We start from the raw sequence: 20,925 nt of genomic DNA, 5'->3' as shown, positions 1-20,925 counted from the left end.
TGAACCTTAATCAGTGTCCAAGATTACTTGACCAGTTCAGCTTGCCCCCGATAGCTGTGGGTCAGTCAGCACATTTGATACTGATAGACCGCTATCGGGGGCAAGCCCCCTCCCACAGTTGATCTTCAGTGTTTGAAGAATGTCAGTCTGTGCCGTACTTGGGGTTACGCGGGCCGTACAGGATGCCGGTGCGTTGCCCTGCCGACAGCAGGCGCGCACTGGTGATACCGGCAATCGGGTGCGCGGCATCGGTGGAGCTGTTGATCACCTGCTTGACCGCCGCCGTGATCAGCATGCCCACCAGGCCGCCGCCGTTGTTGTTGCCTTCCTCGCTGGACGCCCGCGCCGCGCCGGTCCACAGGGTGGTGCCGGTGCGCAGGTCCACCAGCTTGGCCGAGGCCGTCACTGAGGTGTCGCTGGAGATCAGCATGTACTTGGTGCCGTATTCACTGACCGTGATGTACAACGCCGCGTCCGCACCAAAGATGTCATGCAGCTTGGCCGGCAGTACCGCCTGGATATCGTTGGCGGTGGTCAGGCCGTTCTGGCGGAAGGTTTCGTCCACTAGGGCAATCGGCAACACGTAGTAGCCGGCTTCGGCCAGCGGGTAGGTGACTTGCGACACCAGGCTGTAGGACGCCTGCACTTCCGGCGATTCATTGATCGGCGGCAGTACCAGGATCGACTTGGGCCGCGCCTGTTTGTACGCCGAGTAGTCGACTGTCTTGGGCGCCGCGCAACCGCCGAGCAACGCCAGGGCCAGCAAGGCGCCGGTGAGTTTTAACAGGCTCATTTGGTGGCGACTCCGGTCTTGGCGTTTTTCAGCAGAAAGTCCATGTACGCAGCGGACTCGGGGAACAGGGCTTTCTCGGTGCGAAACTCCTGCACCATCTGATCATCCTTGCCCATGTTCATGTACAGCATGCCCAGGTGCGCGTGGTAACCCGGCGGCGCCTTGCGGCCACTGGCGTTGATCTTCTGCAGATCGCGCTCCAGTGCTTCCACCTGCGCTTCCTTGGGCTCGCCCTTGAAGTATTCGTAAACCTGCGGCTGGTAGCTCTCCCATTGATACAGGGGCTGGGGCGCCGTCTGGCACCCGGCTACCGTCGCGATTGCTGTCAGCATCAGCGCCAACTTCACTGCCTTGCTCATCCGTGTACTGCTCCTTGTGGTGTGGCTGATCAGTTACGCGGGTTCCAGGCGCCGGCGTTGATGCCGTCGACCAGGCGGTTGATCGCTTCGCGCATGGCCAGGTCGAGCACCTTGCCATTGAGGGTGGAGTCGTAGCTGGCGGTGCCACCGAAGCCGACCACTTCACGGTTGGACAGCGCGTATTCACCGGCGCCCTGGGTGGAATACACCACTTCGGAGGTGTTGATGTTGACGATATTCAACGCGACCTTGGCGTAGGCCACTTGGGTCTTGCCACGGCCGAGGATGCCGAACAGCTGGCGGTCGCCGGTTTCCTTGCGGCCGAACTCGGTCACATCGCCGGTCACCACGTAGTCAGCGCCCTTGAGCTTCTGCACGGTGCCCTTGATCTTGGCTTCCTGGGAGGTTTCGCCCATGTTGTCGCGGTCCAGCACGCTGAAGCGGTTGGTCTGCTGCAAGTGGGTGATGAGGATGGTCTTGGCCTGGCCGCCGAGACGGTCAACGCCATCGGAGAAGATGCCGCGCATGTAGCTGGAGCGGTTATCGAACTTGCCCACGGCAATCGGCACACGCACGCCGGAATAGGCGACATGGGCGCTGGCGACTTGCTCCACCGGCATTGCGCGGTTGCTCTCGGTGGCGCAACCGGCCACGGTCAACAGCGCCGCGGCGGTGAGGCCCGACAGCAGGATTTTGGACAGTGTCTTCACAGGGTGCTCCTTGGGTGAGGAAATCAGCGTTGCTGCGTTTTCCAAGGAGATAGGCCGCTGGAAAACACGCAGGCCTGAATTCTTCCCTGAAAGACTGTGATGCAACGGCTGCGGCATTTTACGGGGTTGAGAGCCGTTCTCAAGGTGTTTCGCCCCGAGTAGTGAAATCCAACACAAACCTTTAGAACATGGAGATCCGATGTGGTCAGTCAACCCTATCACTGACTGGTCTACTGCTATCGGGAGCAAGCCCCCTCCCACACCGGTATCAGAGGCATCACCCTCTGCGTAAGCAGGTTGAGACAGTGCAAGCTGCCCCGGCCCCGCTGCTCCGGATTCACGCAAACCCAATGTGGGAGGGGGCTTGCCCCCGATGGCGGCGGGCCAGCCAACATATCCATAGACTGACCCACCGCTATCGGGGGCAAGCCCCCTCCCACACGGGTATCAGAGGCATCACCCTCTACGTGAGCAGGTTGAGACAGTGCAAGCTGCCCCGGCCCCGCTGCTCCGGATCCACGCAAACCCAATGTGGGAGGGGGCTTGCCCCCGATGGCGGCGAGCCAGCCAACACATCATTGACTGACCCACCGCTATCGGGAGCAAGCCCCCTCCCACAGTTGTTTTGCGGTGTTGCTTAGAAGGCGTAGCGGGCCTTGAGCATCACGCCGTCGGCGTCAAAACCGCTGCGCGCCTGGCGGGTGTAGCTGGCGCCGACGGTGAAGTCAGACACTTGGTAGTTCACGCCCACGCTGGCCTCGTAGCTGTCACGCGCCACCGATGCGCCGGTCACGGTAAACGCCGAACCGCCAGCCACGAAGCTGGAGGTTTGCGCCACGCGATCGCCCATCAGGTCGTGGTAGGCCATCAAGGTCGCTTCCGGTTGCAGGCTGCCCGCGCCCATCGGCAAGTTGCCCGCCAAACGCACACCAGCACCCAACTCACCCACTTCATAACGCTGCGAAGACGTGCTCAAGGCCGCCGACGAACCTTTCTCGGTGTAGCCATCCATGCGCACGTTGGCATAGCGCGCGGCCACACGCGGCTCGATCACCACCGCCTGGGTCGGCTTGAAGCTGTAGCCGCCGATCACGCTGGCCGACAGCACATTGCTGTCGTAACTGCCCTTGGCCGTGGTGCCCGCGACGTGGCGTTTGCTGTCATTGTCGTTATGGCCGTAGCTGAGGCTGCCATCCACGAACCAGTTCTGCAGCGCCCAGTTGCCGTACAGCGACAGCGCGTGGCCCTCGACGTCGGTCTTGTTGCCCAGGTCCGAATGGATGTTGGAATTGAGGTAGCTGTAGGCCACGCCCAAGGTGGTGGTGTCGTTCACACGACCGTCCACGCCCACCGCCATGCCGCTGCTGTTGGCCGAGTAACCGTTGTTGCCGCCACGGCCGTCCTGGTCCATGTTGCTGCTCAGGCCCTGCACCCACACGCCGCCGACCTGGTGGCTTTCACGCTGGTCGGTGAGGCGATTGAAGATCGCGCCGTTGACCACGGTTTGCCCCGACAGCGCCACGTCGAGGGCGCCACGGTTGACGTCCGGCGTGAGCTGGTCGGCGAGCTGCGCCAGTTGCTGCGCAGTCCCGGCGTTGGCCAGGCTCTGGAACACCGGGTCGTTCTGGTTGAGCTGGCCGAGCACATCGTTTTTCACCACATTGACGGCGGTCGCCGCCGATGCACCCGCGCTGACACCCGCCAGCTCCTGCTGAACTTGCTGGTCGCTTTTCACCGCCACCACGGCCTTGACCGTCTGCGCATCGGCCGAGTAGCTGAGCACGTCGAGCAACGACGAAGCGCTGGCGACCGCTACGCCGTTGTTCTGCACGTTGGTGGCTTGCAGCAAGGTGTATTGTGTGCCGGCTTTAGGCGCCGCGAAGTCGCCCGGGTTGGCGCTGACCGTCAGCTTGGAAGCTTGAGCCAGATTGGCCGTGCCGTTGACGGTGAGGTACGGCGTGGTCGGCACCACACTGTCGGTCAGGTGCATATCAATGCCCGCACCGCTGGCCACATTGAGGTCGCCGGTGATAGCAGTGCCGGGCGCCGAGAGGTTCAGCGAACCCGAGTTGACCGACACCGGCGCGATGATCCGGCTACCGCTGAACCCTGCCTGACCGCCGATGTTGACGGCGCTCAGGTTGAGCAGGTCGCCGGTGATTTTGCCGCCGGTCCAGTTCAGGCTGGCGAGGTTGTTGGCGTCGACGGCGATGCCGCTGTTGCTGCGGATTTCGCCGGCTTGCTGGTTGATTTCAAACGCCGCGACCTGCCTGGCCGCATCCACCTGGATCGCCGTGCCGTCCGCCGCGATGAGCCCACGGTTGACGATACCGCGTGCGCCCGTGGCGCTGTTCTGCGCAAAGCTGGCGCCGGAAAGGTCGAAGGCATTGGCCGACGCGCCCTTGGCTTCAATGGTGCCGGTGTTGAGAATGTAATCGACGGTGCCGGAGTAAAAAAACAGCCCCTTCGACTCATTGCCATTGGCGGAAATCAGGCCGCTGTTTTCAATACGCAGGGGGTTGGTGTCGGTTTCCACTTCCATGCCCCAGGCGCCTTCACCGGTGGCGATAATCGAGCCCGAGTTCAGCAGCTTGCCGCCGATGGTGGTCGGCGTGTCGCCGCTGACGTCAAGGATCAAGCCAATCGCATCCGGACCGGCCATGTCGATCACACCGGTGTTGGAAACGTCGCCCGCAATGGTGGTGCCGTGCAGGTATATGCCTTCGCCGCCGCCCAGATAGCCTGGAAAAGGCTCGGCGCTCACCGGCGGCGTGGAACGGATGGTGCCGGAGTTGATAACGCTGCCGCCGATAGTCGTGGCACCGATTTCAAGCCCTTCGTAGGCGCCATGGTTCATCAGGATATTGCCCGCCTGAACCACATCCCCGGTGATGGTGCCGGGTGTCAGATTGGAAGGGCCAGACCAGAACATCGGGTCGATGGCAATCGCACGAATGGTTTTGCCCTGTGAGTCCAGCGTGATGTCTGCGCGGTTGATCAGCGAGCCTTGAATGTTGGTGTTCACAAAGCCGAGACCGGCGGGATCAGTGGTGCTGGAATCGACCACCCGGGAAAACTTGCCGTTAATGGTGACCGGCTCGTTGAACGTCTCATTGGCCCAAATATTCTTGCCCTGACCCAGGTCGAACTCGACTGCCAGCACCTGCGTGCTGATTGCGCCGACCATGATTGCCAACAGACTTTTCTGAAACTGCTTGCGCTTCATTTCAAACTCCATGAACTACAGTCAAAGCCGCCAATACGCCCGGCAGCAGTAGGTGTGCTGTACGAAAGGATCAATCGATCCGAATGAGGCTCTCTCGACGTCCTTGGGAATCGCAGGCGCGAGCCAGCGCACCGCAGGCGGTGGCAGACAGGAGGCCGTAATAGGGAGAGGTTCACATCAATCCTTAATGTCATTTGAAAACGCTGCAGTCCATGCAGCCCGACCGGTTGCGGGTGGGCGGGGTAAAGACATCGAGATAAACAAAATGTTCAAGATGAAATGTGCGCTGAGTCGCAAATGCGCAATGACGCATTGTTGGCGCAAGCATCTGATCCTCAAGTACGCAGGCAAGCAGTTTAGAGTGGAGCAAAATGATTGATGCACGCTCAAGCGTCTTCGCATCAAACAGTACTGATGATAGAAAAGACAGGGAGGGTTGTTATTCAATGAAAATGCTCATACTCACCGCAGGCGCACTGCTTCTCATAGGCTGCAGCTACGACAAGGCCACCCTGCGTAACGAAGCTGAAGCAGCCAAATACGACCCCGCTACCAGCGCACGTATTCGCATCTACTCCGCACCGGAAAAGCATGCGCGCTATATACCTGGCAAAACCTGCGAGGCCTACTACAACCATCCGGAAAATGGTCGATTACAGGGTGATATTCCTACCCGTACCTACGATCCCAAACAGCGTTACATCCTTTGGCGCAACTCCAATGTCCTCGACATGAAGGCCGAGGATTACCAGAACCGCGTGATCGGCATCCCCGCCACAGCCCATACAGAAGCAGTGAAAACCGACCGGCTGGGCTACGACGAATTCGTCATTCCCGCCAACCAGTCAGTGCTGGTCGAAATCGGCTATAAGACCGATAAAGGATACTGCTACCCACCCACCGTCCAGTTCGTCCCGCAGGCAGGGAAGGATTACGAAGCGAGCATTGAATTTCACAAGCCGTACTTCTACGCCTCCAATTGCTCTATCGATCTGGTGGCACTCAGCGGCACCGGATCCCCACAAGAAACCCACCCCGTCTCAACCAACATCTGCCGCTCCGACGGCCACGGACGCTACTCCACCGTTACACCCTGAGGCGCTCAGCGGGAAACAGTAAGGGAAATAACGAACGCAATACTCAACGCAACGAAGATCAAATGTGGGAGCTGGCTTGCCTGCGAAAGCGGCAAGCCTTTGCACAGACTTACTTGAGCTCCCTCACCAGATACTGCGCGGAAATCTGCGTAATCCCGGTCAACGCCCGACGCAAGGCTTCAGGGTCTGTGCGATAGGTGAGCGGCGTGTAGCCATAAACGTTCTGGCCATTGAATGGCGTCACCGTTTCAAAGGTGCGCCAGATCATTTCATCGCCGCGATTCATCTGCGCCACCACGCTGAGGGTGGGGTAAATCACGCTGCTGAAACCCTGGGTCAGGCGAAAGCCCCACTCGGACACGGTCAACTGGATCTGCGCATCGGCCGGTTCATCGTCGCCGACCACCTTCAGCGTCGAAGTCTTGCCCAGCGCATCCACAAAGCCCTGCTTGAGCAACACGCCTACATCGATTTTTTCCGCCTCCATCACCGTCAGGATGGCCACCGGCGTCGGCATCTCGGCCAACTGCCCAAGCTTCATCCCGGCCGCAAACCCGGCCCCACTCAACGCCGCAGTGCCGACCTTGGACGCCCCGCTGGCCATGCCGGCACCCGCACCCAGCCCGGCACCCAGGGCAGCGCCCCAAGCCTGTTCGCGGCCGAAATACACCATGTTCTTTTCCCACTTCACGGGCAGGACGTTGACGGTCTTGATCTGCGCACGGTTTTCGGGAGTGAGGGGGTGGCTGACGCAACCGCCCAGGATGAGGGTGGTGAAGAGGATCAGGAGGAGGTTTTTCACATTGGTCCTTTAATGTTTGGGGTGGGGCTTATGGATTGGCGTATTAGTGATGCGTTTGCTCGTCGGCAGTATGTCGGCAATGAGTGGGAAGACATTAGGAGTCGTGGTGGCACTCTTCGACGGGGCGGCATTTTGATGCCTTGCGTGGGTTTGGTGGTGCGGCTTATAGTCCGGCGGTCGCCCAAAAGGCGACCGGGTTTGGCGACCCGAAGAACGAGCCCTCAATAATCCAGAGAGCTTAATGATGAATCGATACATGCCCCTAACCGGCCACGACTGCACCATTCCAGCCTTGATCATCGACACCCAGGCACCTCTCGACGTCCTTCACGACGCCGCCGTGCACCGCATTCGGGCAGTCACCCAACTGCTGGAAAACCTGGCCTTCCGCGAACACCTCAGCAGCGATGCCGTAGTGCTTTCAGACTTCGCCCACTTGCTGGCCATTCCGCTGCGCGATGGGTGCGATTTGCTGGATGTCATCGGTCGCAGGCTTATGCCGATCCGTCCTGAGTGAAAATTGGGCGGCCTTTGTGTCGCCAGCTTTGTGCGTGAGCAATCCAACTAAATAAATCAGTCCACTTTTTTTGTCATTTCACGCAGCAAACGTGATCACCAGAAAGATAATAAAGCCCCTGCAGTTTTCCGCAAATGGAAGAAAGGCCAGACACCGGTTCTGAGGCATAAGAAATAGGCAACTCGGATCTAATCGAACCGGCGAACTCCGAACTTTCCCACGCAGGAGTTACTATCCCGTTCCAAAAACTTACGGCATCTCCCTTATCAGACAATACAACAGGCTTTAAGTATTCAATTGCTGAATTGGTGTCCCAATACAAATAACCGCGATACACAGAGCCCCTTTCACCAAAAAAATCAGCTCGAACGATAATCTGAAAGTCTGAGCACGTTTCCTGTTCGGCGCGGCGTACAGTTAATTCATCCTCCACGGTGTCGCCCATCGGAAAAAACCAAACACCACAACTATCAAGATCATCAATCGTTAGTTCGTATACTTGTTTATCCGACATAACTTTCCATCACTATTTGATTCGCTTCTCTACTGCCTCTATGGCCCTTATTCAGTCGGCTTTCATTGCGCGGCTCTAGCCCTCACACTTTAAATAAAATTTTTCTCAGCATGACTTGCCTCTCAGCCTGGATTCCTACATCAGCTGTGAAACAGTGCTCGCAGGCAACAATCTTCAAAACATCACCCAAATCTTTCACGAAAAAACCGTCGACATTCATTAACTCTTTTTCGTCAACACCTAATGAGTTAAGCAAAGACTTACTAACCCACATTGGCGAACCGACAGCCTCTATATAACCTTTCCTCAAAACCCAGCGCCCAGGATTATTTGATATATCTACAATCTCTTGGGTAAGCGGAAAGGGTAATCCATTGCTTTTTTTAGGCAGATGGGAGTGCTCAACATGGGCCACTTCGAAGAGTTTGATATTCTCGGCATTTTGCCACCGATCATATTCAGCATCGTAAACTCGAGCCTGAACGAAAGCTGGCTCATCTATTAATGCAGCAATCAACGAGTGCGCCATCTCAAGAGAATCTGCGATATTCTTTATATCTAATCGGCACAGTTCTTTATCCGCCACAAGCGAAAACTCTACAGAGCCACCAGCTAACTCAACAAAAAAACTCTTGCTCTTATTCTGTTTCAAGTAGTGCGAAACTTTGGCAAGCAACATTTTTTCACCGGTGAATCCATCGTTCACCTCGGAGCCTTTAAAGTCATTGAGCTGTTGCTCTAAACGCGTCCATACAGCTGGAGAGCTATCGTACAAGCCCTCACTAAAAACAATTTCAACCTCAAACATATGATTAGCTGCCAAATTCTTTAATGATGACAGTAATATTCCATTGCTTACCATACTCTATAATTTTACTCGAATCAGACAACCCGCCAGGCTGAACTCGGATATCCAGAATCTTCGTCACTACGATACCATCCACAGTAATTTTCGAGCTTTTCAACAGAAAAGCGCACAAATTTATTAATAGGCTTTTCACTGCTATCTCGAATTAAAATGCCCCGCTCTCTCGCCCGCTCTTCTCAAATAATTTTCTATGGAGATGAAAAGGTAGAAAAATTACTGGCTAGCATTCAACGGAACCGCTCAATCAAATCCGCCTCTATCTGACCGAGCAAGTTATCCTTATCTTCACCATTTTCCACAACTAAATAATTCCCTATCTGACTGTCGTGATAAACAGTTAACGCGACCCCATTACATATCAATACCCAACGTCGAGAATAAATATTTTCAGCAAATTGAACTGGGTTTGCCTGCCAATATTTTTTTAAATATTTTACAATCGAGTCAAAACCATCCCAATCAGAAGAAAAGCCTAAATGACACTCGACTTTTCCTTCAGAGTTAATTCTTCTAGTTACAGTTGTCAACGACTCATCCATTCATTCAACCCCAAGACATTTATTAACCACTCTAGTTATTTTTTTATTTTAGGGAGGCACCAGTAAGCAGCAGCCCAAGTAGAGATTCCGCCTAACAAAAAACTCAAAAACACGGGAAACATATTTCTCATCACATGATAATTTTCAACCTCACTTATGAAGAAAAAAACCACACCAAACATCCATGCAGTAGAAACAACTGCGCCGACAACTGAAATCATTAAGTACACTTTAAAACTGCCCACAGGCTTTACAAAAACCAACATTAGAGAAAAAACTAATGCAGGAAGAAAAAAAATCAACTGCGCCATTAAGGGAATGGTAATAAATAACGAAAAAACCTCACCCCCTCTCACCTCCCCAATTAATGATGAGTTCTTAAACACCGTTATCAATATCGAAATCAAAATTAAGGGCACAGCGGCCACCCCCGAAAAAAAGGGGCACAACATGAATGCGAAAAAAACTTTTATTCGGGGATATGTATTCAACGTCATGGTTTACACCCTTGACTGACACCATAGCCTAGTAACTTACAACCAAACTCAACCCTAGACTTATAATCCAAGACATCTACACCACCACTAATACTGGGCACGTCAAGTGGCAATTTTTTTGCACCTTTGTCAGCGAAAAATAGGGGGCAGCCCACTATTCTTCCTGAGGTGTATACGCATGAGTATTCCCCTCAGTGAAAGCTGTGATAGTTTCGAAATTCCTCCACACTGCCACGCCCCCACGCTTCACGGTCTATAAGCGTTTAGCGATGAACGGGCGATATAAAATAAGGAGGAAGATAAATCTACTTTGAAAGCAGAATACTTAGAGCGTCCTTAGATGCATTAACCACCCACAACCACTCATTTTTCTCCAAATATTCCCTATCAGAAAGTTCAGTGCCATATTTATCAAAAATCACATTAAGAGCACTTACCACGTTTTCAATGGACCTTGCTTCTTTTTCATCCCTGAGGACCAAACCTATCCAGTCGGAAGCGTTTTCAGCCAAACTCGTATCATCGTATAAAAAATGTACTGTGTAATTAAACTCGTCATAATCTAAACTCGGCGATGACCTCTCTACCCAAGCCTGGTACTGATAGTCAAGGTCAGACAACCCACTCAAGTATGAGATAAGCTCCTCTCTCATACTAGGAAATTTCAGTTCGGAGAGTTCCAATTTTTCCATTTCTTATATTCGCTCAGAGGTATATGGACTTGTTCCGCATGTTCCTTAATCGATCCACTAACAGGCTTGCCGTCCCTACCTATCACCCGGCCATTGGACCTCACAATAACATGATCCACTTGCTGAGTAGGCTGGCTAATATCAGGTTCGCCCTTATCTATCCGTACGCCATTACCTTGATTTTTTGGATCTTGCCATCTAAATCCTACCCCCTTCTTATTTGGCGTTACTGCCCAAGTATCTGGAAATTTGGCAATCGTGGTGTCTGGAACATCCCAAATTTTCGGCAATTCGCTCTGCGTTGGTTCAGAGTCTGTCTTGGCACTCGTAGGATTATGATTTTTCGTCGGAGCATCTTTTCCTGCGCTAGCAACCGCGCGTTTGTATGCCAAGGCTCCAGCGGCTGTACCTAAGCCAACCGCAAGAGCGATTTTCAAATCGTTGGTGATCTCTTGCGCCTGCGCATCACTAAGGTTCCATTTCGCTTTAAGCGTATCGACCATAGCTCCTACAGTATGCTCAGTCGTCGCTGTTGCTAACATCTCCTGGAATTCAAAGTTTGAATTAATTAGGTTCTGTACTGCTTCTCGAGCCTTCGGCGAGCCATATTCCACAATATCTTTGATGGGGTTCAGGTCTGCCATGGTATTGGCGACTTCTTTCGACCGTGCCGCGCAAGTCGAAGGATCAGCCTTACAGCCCGCTATCGCTTCAATATCCTGCTGAAGACTCAACTCTTTAAATTTACGAGTGGTGTCTTCAATGCAGGAGGTATCCGTGCACGCGGCTATTTTCTTGGCGGCTCTTTCAAGCTGATTGTGGTTTAGATAGTTGTATTGCGTTCCGTTCTGAGCGACCCAACTGCCCTTCTCCAGCTTGGACGCATCGACATCCCCTTGCGCTGCAGCAGCTAGCACACCGACGATTTGCGAACTCATCGTAAGCAAGTCATCGTCGCCTTTGACCAAGGAATCGAGATGAGTGACTAGAGCCTCACTCGCACCTGCTGCCAATGCGCCGGTTTTAAAGTCTCCACCAGTGGCCTCCGCTAACAGCCCGCCTACCATGGCATGAATCGCGACCTTTGGTGCCGAACCATCTGCGAACACATTTTTCGTGTAATTACCCAACAAATTGAAACTGGCTGCCGCCAAAGTATTAAACAACGCATTTTTAAGCGCATCGCTGGCACTACCACCTTGCCCGAGCGCTTTGCTCAACAACATGGAAGTACCACTTTGCAGCGTTTGGTTAGCCGCAAATTGGCCGACACCCCGCCAGCTATTCAGTATTCCTGGCGTTGTGATTTTCCCAGTTGCCGTGTTTGTCTCGGTTCCAGTCCAATCACCAAAATATTCCGCCGTCAGACCTGCTGTAGCGCCGGCAATGACATACCCCTTCATAGCATCCGAAGAAGTAACATCCTTGAGCACAGCGCCAAGGTTGCCCCGATTGTTGACTACGCTGACAGTCGCGTTCGTAGACGCGCCCGCCGCTACAGCACCAGCGACAGCGCCCACAGTGCCACCACCTGCCGCGACTGCCGCTAGAGGCCCAACCACTGCCGCCATTACAATCGCAATAATGATCTGCGAAGCAGGCCCCAGGCCCGAGTTGCTGTACTTGAAGCTGTCGTGGATTTCCTTGACCTGCCTCCAGTCCACATCGCCACGCTTCTCGGCATCCTTGATCCAAGCCAACTGTGGATCGGCCTTAACCATCGCATCAATGGACTGGCTGACTGTCTCCTGATTGACTTGGTTAATGTCGATCTTCAAACCGGCGACAGCTTTGATTGCCACATTGCCTTCGGCGATCAGCTGACTCTGGCGGACGGTCTCGTCGGTGTTGCCCTTGCCCTTGGAAGAAACCCAAAACGCGTTGTTATTGCTCTTCTCATGGCTCTCCTGATGCAGGTCTTTGACCGCTTCAAAAGTAATCGCGCCACCACTGTCCAGAGTGATGTCATTGCCGCTTTGAAGCTTGGCAAGTTGATAGGTCTGATCTCCTTCACTCTTGAGTATCAGGTCGCCGCCGGTCTTGATTTCAGTACCGACGTTAGTAATACGAGTGACCTCGTCGCGCTGGGTTTTCTTGGAACCCCAGCCGCTGTTTTTCTTCATGTCATACAACGTATGCGTACTGTTCTCAGCCGCCAACAAACTCAACTTATCCCCGCTATACAGATAAGCCTCATTCCCCGCACTGATCCTGCTCGCCACAATCGTGGTATCACGCCCGGCCTGGCTGACAAAATCCCCACCCGCCGTCAGTACACTCGCCACTTGAGTAGTCTGGTCGTCCGAAGTTTTGATGCGTTTTTTGCCGTCCTTTTCCTTGCCCTCGACGTTGTGCACATCGCTGACCGAGGCGACGTTGAGGTCGCGGCCGGCGGCGATGTTGAGGTCTTTGCCGGCGGTGGCATTGCTGCCGATGATGTTGACGTCTTGCCCGGCCTGCAGGTTGAGGTTGCCGCCCGCCGTGACGCTGGCGGCGAGGTTTTTGACGTCGGTGGTGATGCTGGATTTGTGCCCGCCGTCGCTGAATTCGTGCTTCACGCGAGTATCACTGGCGGCGACTAAATTGAGGTCGCGGCCGGCGGTGAGGTTGGCGTCGTTGCCCGCTACCAGCGCGCCTCGGTTGGTGAGGTCGCGGCCGGCGTCGATGGCGAGGTTTTCGCGGGCGACGATGGTGCCGGCGCTGGTGTCGGTGAGGGTGCGCATGCCGACGCCGTCACGTACCTGGATGGCGGTGGTGTCGTTGGTGACGTCGCCTTTGAGGGCCGTGAGGCTGACTTGCTTGCCGCGAATTTCGCCGGCCATGGCGTTGCGGATGCTGTCCTGGGCCAGCAGGCTCAGGTTGTTGCCGGCCTCGACCAGGCCGCCGGTGTAGATACTGCCGCTGCTGATGGCGGTAAGGTTGTTGCTGGCGCGCAGGGTGCCGACGTTGATCAGGTCGCCGCCGGTGACGAGGTTGAGGTCGCGGCCCTGGATCAGGCTGTTGCCGCGCACGTTGCGCGAGTCGGCCTGGGCCAGGTACAGCACCGGGACGAGCACGGTCTGGCCGTCGATGACGCGGTTTTCCATCCACACGATATCGTGGGTCAGGGCGCCGACTTGCTGGCCGGTGAGGGCCACGCCGAGGCTCAGGCGCAGGGCGTCTTTGCTGGCCAGCGCGTTGTCCATCAGGTAGCGGAACTGGTCGGCGTCGCTGTACAGGCCGCCGGCGAGGAAGCGTTGGCCGGTTTGCGCGAGGACGGCGTCGCGGATCAGGCGGGTTTCGTACTGGCCGTCACCGAGGCGGCGCCAGGCGTTGTCGGCGTTGAAGCCGAGTTTGCCGAGCATGTAGTCGGAGCTGAAGAAACCGGACACCGAGGTGAATTCAGGGTTGGTCTCGATCAGGTAGTGGCTGGTGGGGTCGGCGTTCTTGACGAACAGGCCGTACTCGCCCTTGGGCAGTTGGAAGGTGGGCGAGGTGGTGGGGTCGACCGGGGCGAAAGCGGTGCCGGTGTAGTCCACCGGCACGAAGCCGCCGCCGGGGGCCACGCCCACGACGGGCAAGACGCTGCCGGGGGCCTGGGCGCTCGGGTCGTTGGCGTGTTTGCTCAGGTTGATGCTGATGCCGCCGACGGGGATGCCGGTCTGGTCGTCGCCGAGTCGGCCGGTGAGTTGCGCCAAGGTGTTTTCGTGCAGGGTGCCGTTTTGCAGGGTGCGAGCAACGTTGAGGTTGACCGTGCCGCCGGCTTGCAGCGTGGCCGCGTAGCCTGGGCCACCGTTGTCAGTCCAAGTGGTGACATTACTGACCTCGGCAAAACGGTCATCGGAAGACCGCGCCTTGAGCGCTTCAAACCGCGCCAGATCGAAGTTGCCCGCAGCGACGGCGGCGTTGAACGCTGGGATGTCGCGAAACTCCATCTGGTCCCAGTAGTCGATGTCGATCCTTTTGGGAGTCCCCACGACGATGGTGTTTTGGCCGGTGCGGCTGCCCGCGCCTTGATTGAGCAGGTCATTGGCGCTGATGCTCAGGTTGCCATTGGCAGCCAACAGGCTGTAGCGGTTCTGAACGTTGTCGCCCTGGATGACCAGGTCTTTGCCGGAGACCAGGCGAGCAGGCGCCGAGTCCTTGATCGCCGACTCAAGGTAGGTCTGGTAGATGTTGATTTGCCCGCGCTTGAACGAGTCATGGCCGCCGCAATGCTGGCCACACACCCACTCTATACGACCAGTGGTCAGTGTCTGGCCCAGTTCGAACGCTGCCTTGGCGTTTTCCACGAATGCGGCATTGATGCCGATATTGCCTTCGCTTTCCACAGTACCCGAAAGGTTACTGAAACCTGCCGCGCGCCCGCCATTGACGGCGGAAAAGGTCAGGCTGCCCTTGCTGTAGGCATCACCGTAAAGGTTGCTGAAGCTGTTACTGCGCAAGGTCATGTCGCCGCCGCTGAACAGCAGCGAATCGGCGGCATTGGTGATGCCGTTGACCGCCGTGAGGTTCACCGCGCCCTGGGCACCGAGGGTGCCACGGTTGTTGATTTGCGCGGCGGCGATATCCAGTTGCTGGCGGGCGGTGAGGAAGCCGAGGTTGTCCAGGGTGCCGCCCAGGGTCAGGCGGGTATTGGTGGCGGCCAGGCGGCCGCCGTTCTGGCTGAGGTTGTTGGCGGCGACGGTGAGTGTTTGCAGGGCCGAGACGCGGCCGCTGTTGCTCATATCGCCGGTGGTGATGCTGATGTCACCGTCGCTGAGCAGCTCGCCGCTGTTGTCCAGGCTGGCCACATTGAGGATCAAGCCCTTGGCGCTGGCCATGCGGTCACCGGCCTTGAGGGCCAGCGCCTGGTCGCTGTTGTAGGTGAGCACGTCGTTGAGTTGCACGCGGCCCAGGCCGTCGACGTTGCCGAAGGCCCAGTCGGCGCTGCCCATGCCCTGGATATTGCCCTGGCTGCCGGAGAGGCTGGCAGTGTTGAGGTGGAACAGGCCGGTGCCGGCGTGTTGCAGCATGCCGTTCTGGTTGTTGAGGCTGGCGGCGTCAAGGCTGAAGGCCTGGCTGCCGAATTCGAGGGTGCCGTTCTGGTTGTTCAACGCACCGCTGAGGTTGACGCTGCTGCTGGTGCCGCCCAGCGCACGCAGTTGCCCGCTGGCACTGTTATCCAGGTTGCCGCCGGTGAGGGTCAGGCCCTGGTTGGCTTCGATCAGGCCGCCCTGGTTGGTGAGGGTGTCGCGTGAGGTCAGGCTGATCTGATTGCCGCTGACCTGGCCGCCCGCGCTGTTGTCGAGGGCCGCGCCGCTGACGGTCACGTGTTCTTTGCCGAACAGTTTGCCGCCACGGTTGGCCAGGGCTTCGACAGTCAATTGCAGGTTGCCGACCAGGCTTGCCATCAGGCCGCCGCTGCCGTTATCGACGCTGTTGGCCGTGACGCTCAGGCTGTCGCCCTGCACGGTGCCGCCCTGGTTGTGCAGGCTGGCGGTGGTGAGCACGGTGGGGGCGCCGCTGCTGAGGATCAGGCCCTTGCGGTTGCTCAGGTCCTGGCCGCTGTAGGTCACGCCTTCGGCACCGGCCAGCAGTTGGCCGTTGTCGTTGTTCAGCTGCTGCGCGGCGATGTCCAGGCGCTTGCCGCGCAGGGTGCCGCCATCGTTGTTGAGGCTGGTGAGTTGCTTGACCAGCACGTTGCGTTCGCCCGCGTCGATCTGGCCGCCGGCGTTGGTGAGCAGGTCGCTGACCTTGAGCACCACGTCGCCGCCATCGCTGACCAGCGCGCCTTTGTTGCTGTTGGTGAAGGTCTGCGCGGTGACGTCGACGGTCTGGCCCAGCAGGATGCCGGCGCTGTTGTCCAAGCGCTCGCCCTGCAGTTGCAGCAGGCCTTCGCTCTGGATGCGGCCCTGGGCGTTGAGCAACTGGCCCGGGCCTTCGAGCAGCAGGCTTACGCCCTGGGCGCCACCGGCGAGCAGGCCGGCATTGCGGTTGTCGAGGCCGGAAGCGCGTAGGTCGAGGCGGTCGCCCAACACGCGCCCGGCACGGTTGTCGATGTCGCCGCCGGCCACGTCGAGCAGCAGTTGCTTGCCGACAATCACGCCGCTCTGGTTATCCAGGTGGGCGGCGTGCAGTTCGATATCGCCCTGCCCGGCCTGCAAGCGGCCCTGGGCGTTGTTGAGCTGTTGCGCGGCGGCCAGCGTGAGCTTGCCGGTGTCGGCGCTCAGTACGCCGTCTGCGTTGCTGCTGAGGGTGCCGGCCGTAACGTTTAGGTCGGTGCTGGCCTGGGCGAAACCCTGGTTGTTGTTGAAGGTGTTGGCGACGGCCAGGTTGAGCGCGCCGCCGTCAGCCTGGATCAGGCCCTTGAGGCTGTTGTCGAGGTCGCTGGCATTGACGGTCGCGGTTTTGGCTACCAGTACGCCGTTCTGGTTGTTCAGGTTGCCGGCGTTGACGCTCAGGTCGTTGGCGATGACTTGCCCGCCGCTGTTGTTCAGGTCAGCGCTGGTCAGCGCGAGGCTGCCGCCGGCCATTTCGATACGGCCCTGGCGGTTGTCCAGGGAGGCGCTGTTGAGCGTGGCGGCCTGGCCTTCGCCGAAGCGGATCAGGCCACCGAGATTGACGATGGCCGGCGAGCTGATCACCAGGCTCTGCTCGCCGAACAGGCGCGCGGTGGCGCCCTGGTTGGTGAGCTTGGCGCTGCTGACCTCGATGTTCTTGGCCTGGATGATCGCGCCCTGGTTGGTCAGCGCTTGCGCGGCGGTAATCGCCAGGCCTCGGCTGGCCAGCAGGTCGCCGCTGGTGGTGACGGTTTGCGCGCTCACCACCAGATCGCCGGTGGTGTTGCGGGTGTTATCGGCGCCGACGCCGGCTTCGATGATGCCGGGGTTGTTCACGCTGGCCGCGTTGATCTCGATGCGCTGGCCGGCGGCAATGCTCTTGCGGTTGACCAGGTCCTGGGCGCTGCTCAGTCGCACGTTGCCGTTGGCGTAGACCTTGTCGGTGAGGTCGACCGTCTGTGCGCTGACCTTGACGTTACCGGTGGCCGCCGCCTGCGCCATGCTCAGGCGGCCGTTGGCGTCGAGCTGGATATCGCCGCCACTGGCTGCGAGCGTACCGTCGAGCTTCACGCCCACACCGGCCTCGGTGCCCACCAGCTTGATCGCGCCGGCGTACATGCCGCCCAGGGCCGACGAGTCGATCGCCAGCTCGGGTTTGGCGCTGCCGTCATCGGCGCGCACGGTGGTTTTCAGGCTTTGCGCATCGACGTCGTTACGCCCGGCGATGACGTTGAGTTCGCGGGCGTTGATTTGTGCGTTGATTTTGGCCGAGCGGGTGATGATGTCGAAGCGCTCGACGTTGCTGGCGTTCAAGCCTTCGCCGTCGATGGTCACGGCACCGCCATCGACCTGGTAGCTTTTCAACTGGCCGGTCGGGTCGATGACCGGCTTACCCGTGGTCAGGGTCACATTGGGCGTATTGATAAAGCCGCAACCGCTGCACGTCACACCGTACGGGTTGGCCACGATGACCTTGGCCGACTGCCCCGCCACTTCGGTATAACCGCGCAACTGACTGGCGCTGCCGCCGTTGACTTCGTTAAGGATGACGTTGGCCGCGCCGCCCTTGAGGTTGGGGTTGCCGACAATGATCCCGCCCAGTTGGGTGTTGACCATAGGGCCGTTGCCATTGTTAAGGATCACGCCGTTGGGGCCGACGTTGTAGTCCTTGAACTGGTTATGAGACAGACCCGCGCCGTTCGGCGTGGCGATATTCACCACCGGCACACCATTGCCCGCCGCGCCCACCGTGGTACCCGGCGCACTGACCACGATGCCCTCGGCCTGGGCCAGCAACGGCTGCCAGAACAGCGCGTTGGCGAGGATCAACGCCAGCCCGCGCTTGGGCAGGCCGAAGAATGCGTTTCGCGGCTTCAGGGCAGCAGAAGGTTGGCGGGCCAGGAAGGCGAATTGTCGAACATCCATTTTCGTAGTCTCGTTGCAGCGGGCATTAAGGGCATGCGGCAGTAACCGGCGCTGGGGGCTCGCTCATTACTGTCGACATGCGATCGTCAGGCTGGCTGGAGATAGAACGTCAGCTCTTATTGCCATATCGGGAAAATGCCATTACTTAGCCATCAGATCGCCGAATAAGTTAGTACAAAGAACGGGGGAAAAGTTCGCGAGGGATGTGTGAATTGGATCCCACTTATCGGAATTTAGGGGTGGGGTTGGTTTTAATAGCGTTGGCGCAGCGGGCGAGTGGGATTGACTCAGTTGCTGCCACGTCAGTGGAGGCCTACCTGAGCTCGGGAGAAGCCGCCGAAACTCAGGGAGGATATCTATTGTTTTGCGCAACTAGTCGATGGGACTTCTGCGACAGGGCCGGGCGTCTCTAAACTGGAGTGCTCTCATTGTGGCGACCAGGCCTGGAATACTGACGATTCTGCACAGATTTTGGAGGACGAGGATACTTGGAAATATTGGAGCGGGCTCTGCGTGATGAGGTGCGCCATCAAGCGCAGAGCTAAGGGTGAATTTGTCGGGATCCCTCAGGGTCTGACCCCTATTCCCACTTGTCGCATCACTATAGTGATCTCGCGCCGCTGATAATCACGGCTTTCCTTGTAGTAAAGCCAGCCAAACTCGTCAGCGGAGTTGACATGCAGGCATATTATCCCTGGATTACACAAATAGCTGTAATAAGCTGATTCGGTTGCTCCTCCAGTGGAGCCCCCCACCCTGTAATTTCAAGAGCACCATAATCACGGCCGGTACAAAACCATTCTTCGGCCTCATCAAACTCTAAGCTAGTAAATGGCAAAATATCAGACACATGACTTCCCAAACCTATGCATTCCGACAACAGCCCTTTGTAAACAAATTTATGCGCAGGCTCGCCTGGAAAGCTGAAGTCATAAACCTTAACTGCGTACACTCTTCCACTACGAACAAGAATAGATAATGCAGGAGTTCCTTTTTTAAACTCGCTTACAATTTCATCATCAAATATTGAAAAAGAATAACCACCATTACCGCACTCATCCAGATCATACCTATTTAAGCAAAGGTCTGGCGCTCCTTCAAACCGATACCGTAAAGAATTTTTATAAGCCAAATATCTCGAAAGCACAGCTTCCAGAGCAACAGCACTAGCATGCAACGGTATTCCTGCCAGTGATACACCAGGAACAACTGGAGCATCCCAAACTACAGAAAAATTATCTAGCGGCTTCATTTGGAAATCCACGTATTGGTGGCAGGGTTGAATTCCACTTTCTGACCTTGCGGATTCAAGTATGTCGTATTTGCATCATAAATTGGCTTAGAAGGCGCCTGGAATGTCGGTCTGTAGGTCGCAGGGGCAATAACCTTAGCCTTACTACCATCAACGCGGAAATAGGGGTCAGACCACTATTTCTCCACTGCGTGATGAGGTGCGCCATCAAGCGCTGAGCTTAGGGTAAATTTGTGGGGATTGCTCAGGGTCTGCCCCCTATTTCTCCCAGCCTAGCACTCATCAGAAAGTCTTTACTCTTCATCCCAAAAATCTCCGGGAGGCGCATACTCCCCACCCCGTAAGACAGCGCACCAGCCATAACTTCTATAAAACATCTCAAGATCAAGGATCTTGTAAACGCCTTCATTAATTTTATGCAATGTAATCAAACCATTAGCGAAATGCGTATATCGACCGCCCGCCCCCGCAACGGCTCTTAACTCCAGCTCTCTACGATCCCATTCTGATACCACCCCAGATGACTCAGGAACCGTATCCGAAAACGAAATTTCAAATTCTTTTGAGACCTTGCAAAAGCAGGGTATTCGTTCCTGCCTGAGCAATTCATTCGTGATCATGTTCTCAGGGAAGTCGATAATTAATTTCACTTAAGTGCACTCCGAGGAACAACAACCTCACCTGAAAAGTTTCTTTGAAAGGTACTGACGGGACTGAAATATTGGGCCCCGTGCGGTTCGCGAATAGCTACAACGGAGATTCCATTTCTAGTTGTAACCCCATCCACCACAACAAAATGGGAAAAGTCCGTACCTTTCGTGTTGTCAACAATGCGGACAACCACCGGAGCTCCATCACCGGTGTACCTAGCCAAATCAGCAACATTTCTGTTCCCAAAGGCACTTGCAGGAACGCCTTCAGAAGTCATCAGGCTTGCAACATCTCGAGCGTAAATCCCACCTTCAGAAGGCGCAATCCTTTGGATAAGAGATCCGATATCAACCTCCTGGGGAAATAGGGGTCAGACCACTATTCTTCTATTTAAAAGAGCAACTCTACTAAACTCTAAAAACGCAAAACCGTGGTCTACCCTATTTCTCCAAAAATAAACCA

The 20,925-nt window shown here is 56.5% G+C and carries 15 protein-coding genes; 3 read left to right on the top strand and 12 right to left on the bottom strand.

Annotated elements, in window-relative coordinates; genetic code table 11:
* Positions 1-142: 142 nt before the first annotated feature.
* From CIB54_RS20730 to CIB54_RS20710, 4 genes are all read right to left on the bottom strand, one after another.
* Positions 143-793 carry a DUF799 domain-containing protein gene (locus CIB54_RS20730; RefSeq protein WP_065949945.1) on the bottom strand — a complete coding sequence of 217 codons (651 nt, stop codon included), beginning with the start codon at positions 791-793 and terminating at the stop codon, positions 143-145.
* A complete protein-coding gene (locus tag CIB54_RS20725) occupies positions 790-1,152 on the bottom strand; it encodes a DUF4810 domain-containing protein (protein ID WP_057010471.1) in 363 nt (120 codons plus the stop codon). The genes CIB54_RS20730 and CIB54_RS20725 overlap by 4 nt, the downstream gene beginning before the upstream one ends.
* A 29-nt stretch (positions 1,153-1,181) precedes the next feature.
* Positions 1,182-1,862, bottom strand: coding sequence for a CsgG/HfaB family protein (locus CIB54_RS20720; protein ID WP_065883139.1), 681 nt, complete (start codon positions 1,860-1,862; stop codon positions 1,182-1,184).
* 637 nt (positions 1,863-2,499) lie between these two features.
* On the bottom strand, positions 2,500-5,088 hold the full coding sequence (locus tag CIB54_RS20710; protein WP_101220808.1) for an autotransporter family protein: 2,589 nt from the start codon (positions 5,086-5,088) through the stop codon (positions 2,500-2,502).
* 446 nt (positions 5,089-5,534) lie between these two features.
* Between CIB54_RS20710 and CIB54_RS20700 the strand changes: the two genes are divergently transcribed.
* The gene (locus tag CIB54_RS20700) at positions 5,535-6,185 is read left to right on the top strand and encodes a hypothetical protein (RefSeq protein ID WP_101220807.1); all 651 of its coding nucleotides are present in this window, start codon (positions 5,535-5,537) and stop codon (positions 6,183-6,185) included.
* 109 nt (positions 6,186-6,294) lie between these two features.
* On the opposite strand, the gene CIB54_RS20695 is transcribed toward CIB54_RS20700, so the two are convergent.
* Positions 6,295-6,987: a hypothetical protein gene (locus CIB54_RS20695; RefSeq protein WP_101220806.1), complete on the bottom strand. Its 693-nt coding sequence runs from the start codon at positions 6,985-6,987 to the stop codon at positions 6,295-6,297.
* 256 nt (positions 6,988-7,243) lie between these two features.
* Between CIB54_RS20695 and CIB54_RS20690 the strand changes: the two genes are divergently transcribed.
* Positions 7,244-7,504: a hypothetical protein gene (locus tag CIB54_RS20690; RefSeq protein ID WP_101220805.1), complete on the top strand. Its 261-nt coding sequence runs from the start codon at positions 7,244-7,246 to the stop codon at positions 7,502-7,504.
* Positions 7,505-7,577: 73 nt separating this feature from the next.
* Here the strand turns inward: CIB54_RS20690 and CIB54_RS20685 are convergent, their stop codons facing one another.
* From CIB54_RS20685 to CIB54_RS27395, 3 genes are all read right to left on the bottom strand, one after another.
* Positions 7,578-8,018 (bottom strand): hypothetical protein, encoded by a 441-nt coding sequence (locus tag CIB54_RS20685; RefSeq protein ID WP_101220804.1) that lies wholly within the window; start codon positions 8,016-8,018, stop codon positions 7,578-7,580.
* 82 nt (positions 8,019-8,100) lie between these two features.
* Positions 8,101-8,826 (bottom strand): hypothetical protein, encoded by a 726-nt coding sequence (locus CIB54_RS20680; RefSeq protein ID WP_101220803.1) that lies wholly within the window; start codon positions 8,824-8,826, stop codon positions 8,101-8,103.
* 287 nt (positions 8,827-9,113) lie between these two features.
* Positions 9,114-9,425, bottom strand: coding sequence for a hypothetical protein (locus CIB54_RS27395; RefSeq protein ID WP_139111899.1), 312 nt, complete (start codon positions 9,423-9,425; stop codon positions 9,114-9,116).
* Between the two features lie 156 nt (positions 9,426-9,581).
* Between CIB54_RS27395 and CIB54_RS27390 the strand changes: the two genes are divergently transcribed.
* Positions 9,582-9,941 carry a hypothetical protein gene (locus CIB54_RS27390; protein ID WP_137199872.1) on the top strand — a complete coding sequence of 120 codons (360 nt, stop codon included), beginning with the start codon at positions 9,582-9,584 and terminating at the stop codon, positions 9,939-9,941.
* A gap of 286 nt (positions 9,942-10,227) precedes the next feature.
* Here the strand turns inward: CIB54_RS27390 and CIB54_RS20665 are convergent, their stop codons facing one another.
* The 4 genes from CIB54_RS20665 to CIB54_RS20650 form a co-directional block, all read right to left on the bottom strand.
* Positions 10,228-10,614 (bottom strand): SCO4402 family protein, encoded by a 387-nt coding sequence (locus tag CIB54_RS20665; protein WP_083207984.1) that lies wholly within the window; start codon positions 10,612-10,614, stop codon positions 10,228-10,230.
* The gene (locus CIB54_RS20660) at positions 10,587-18,560 is read right to left on the bottom strand and encodes a two-partner secretion domain-containing protein (RefSeq protein WP_232790585.1); all 7,974 of its coding nucleotides are present in this window, start codon (positions 18,558-18,560) and stop codon (positions 10,587-10,589) included. The genes CIB54_RS20665 and CIB54_RS20660 overlap by 28 nt, the downstream gene beginning before the upstream one ends.
* A 688-nt stretch (positions 18,561-19,248) precedes the next feature.
* A complete protein-coding gene (locus tag CIB54_RS20655) occupies positions 19,249-19,812 on the bottom strand; it encodes a hypothetical protein (protein WP_101220800.1) in 564 nt (187 codons plus the stop codon).
* 293 nt (positions 19,813-20,105) lie between these two features.
* Entirely contained in the window at positions 20,106-20,462 is a 357-nt protein-coding gene (locus CIB54_RS20650) for a hypothetical protein (RefSeq protein WP_164420254.1), read from the bottom strand.
* Positions 20,463-20,925: the final 463 nt, after the last annotated feature.

Source organism: Pseudomonas fluorescens (genome assembly GCF_002837185.1).
Classification (GTDB): Bacteria; Pseudomonadota; Gammaproteobacteria; order Pseudomonadales; family Pseudomonadaceae; genus Aquipseudomonas; species Aquipseudomonas fluorescens_AM.
Note: the sequence above shows the minus strand (reverse complement) of the source record. Positions and strands in the feature narration are given on the sequence as shown.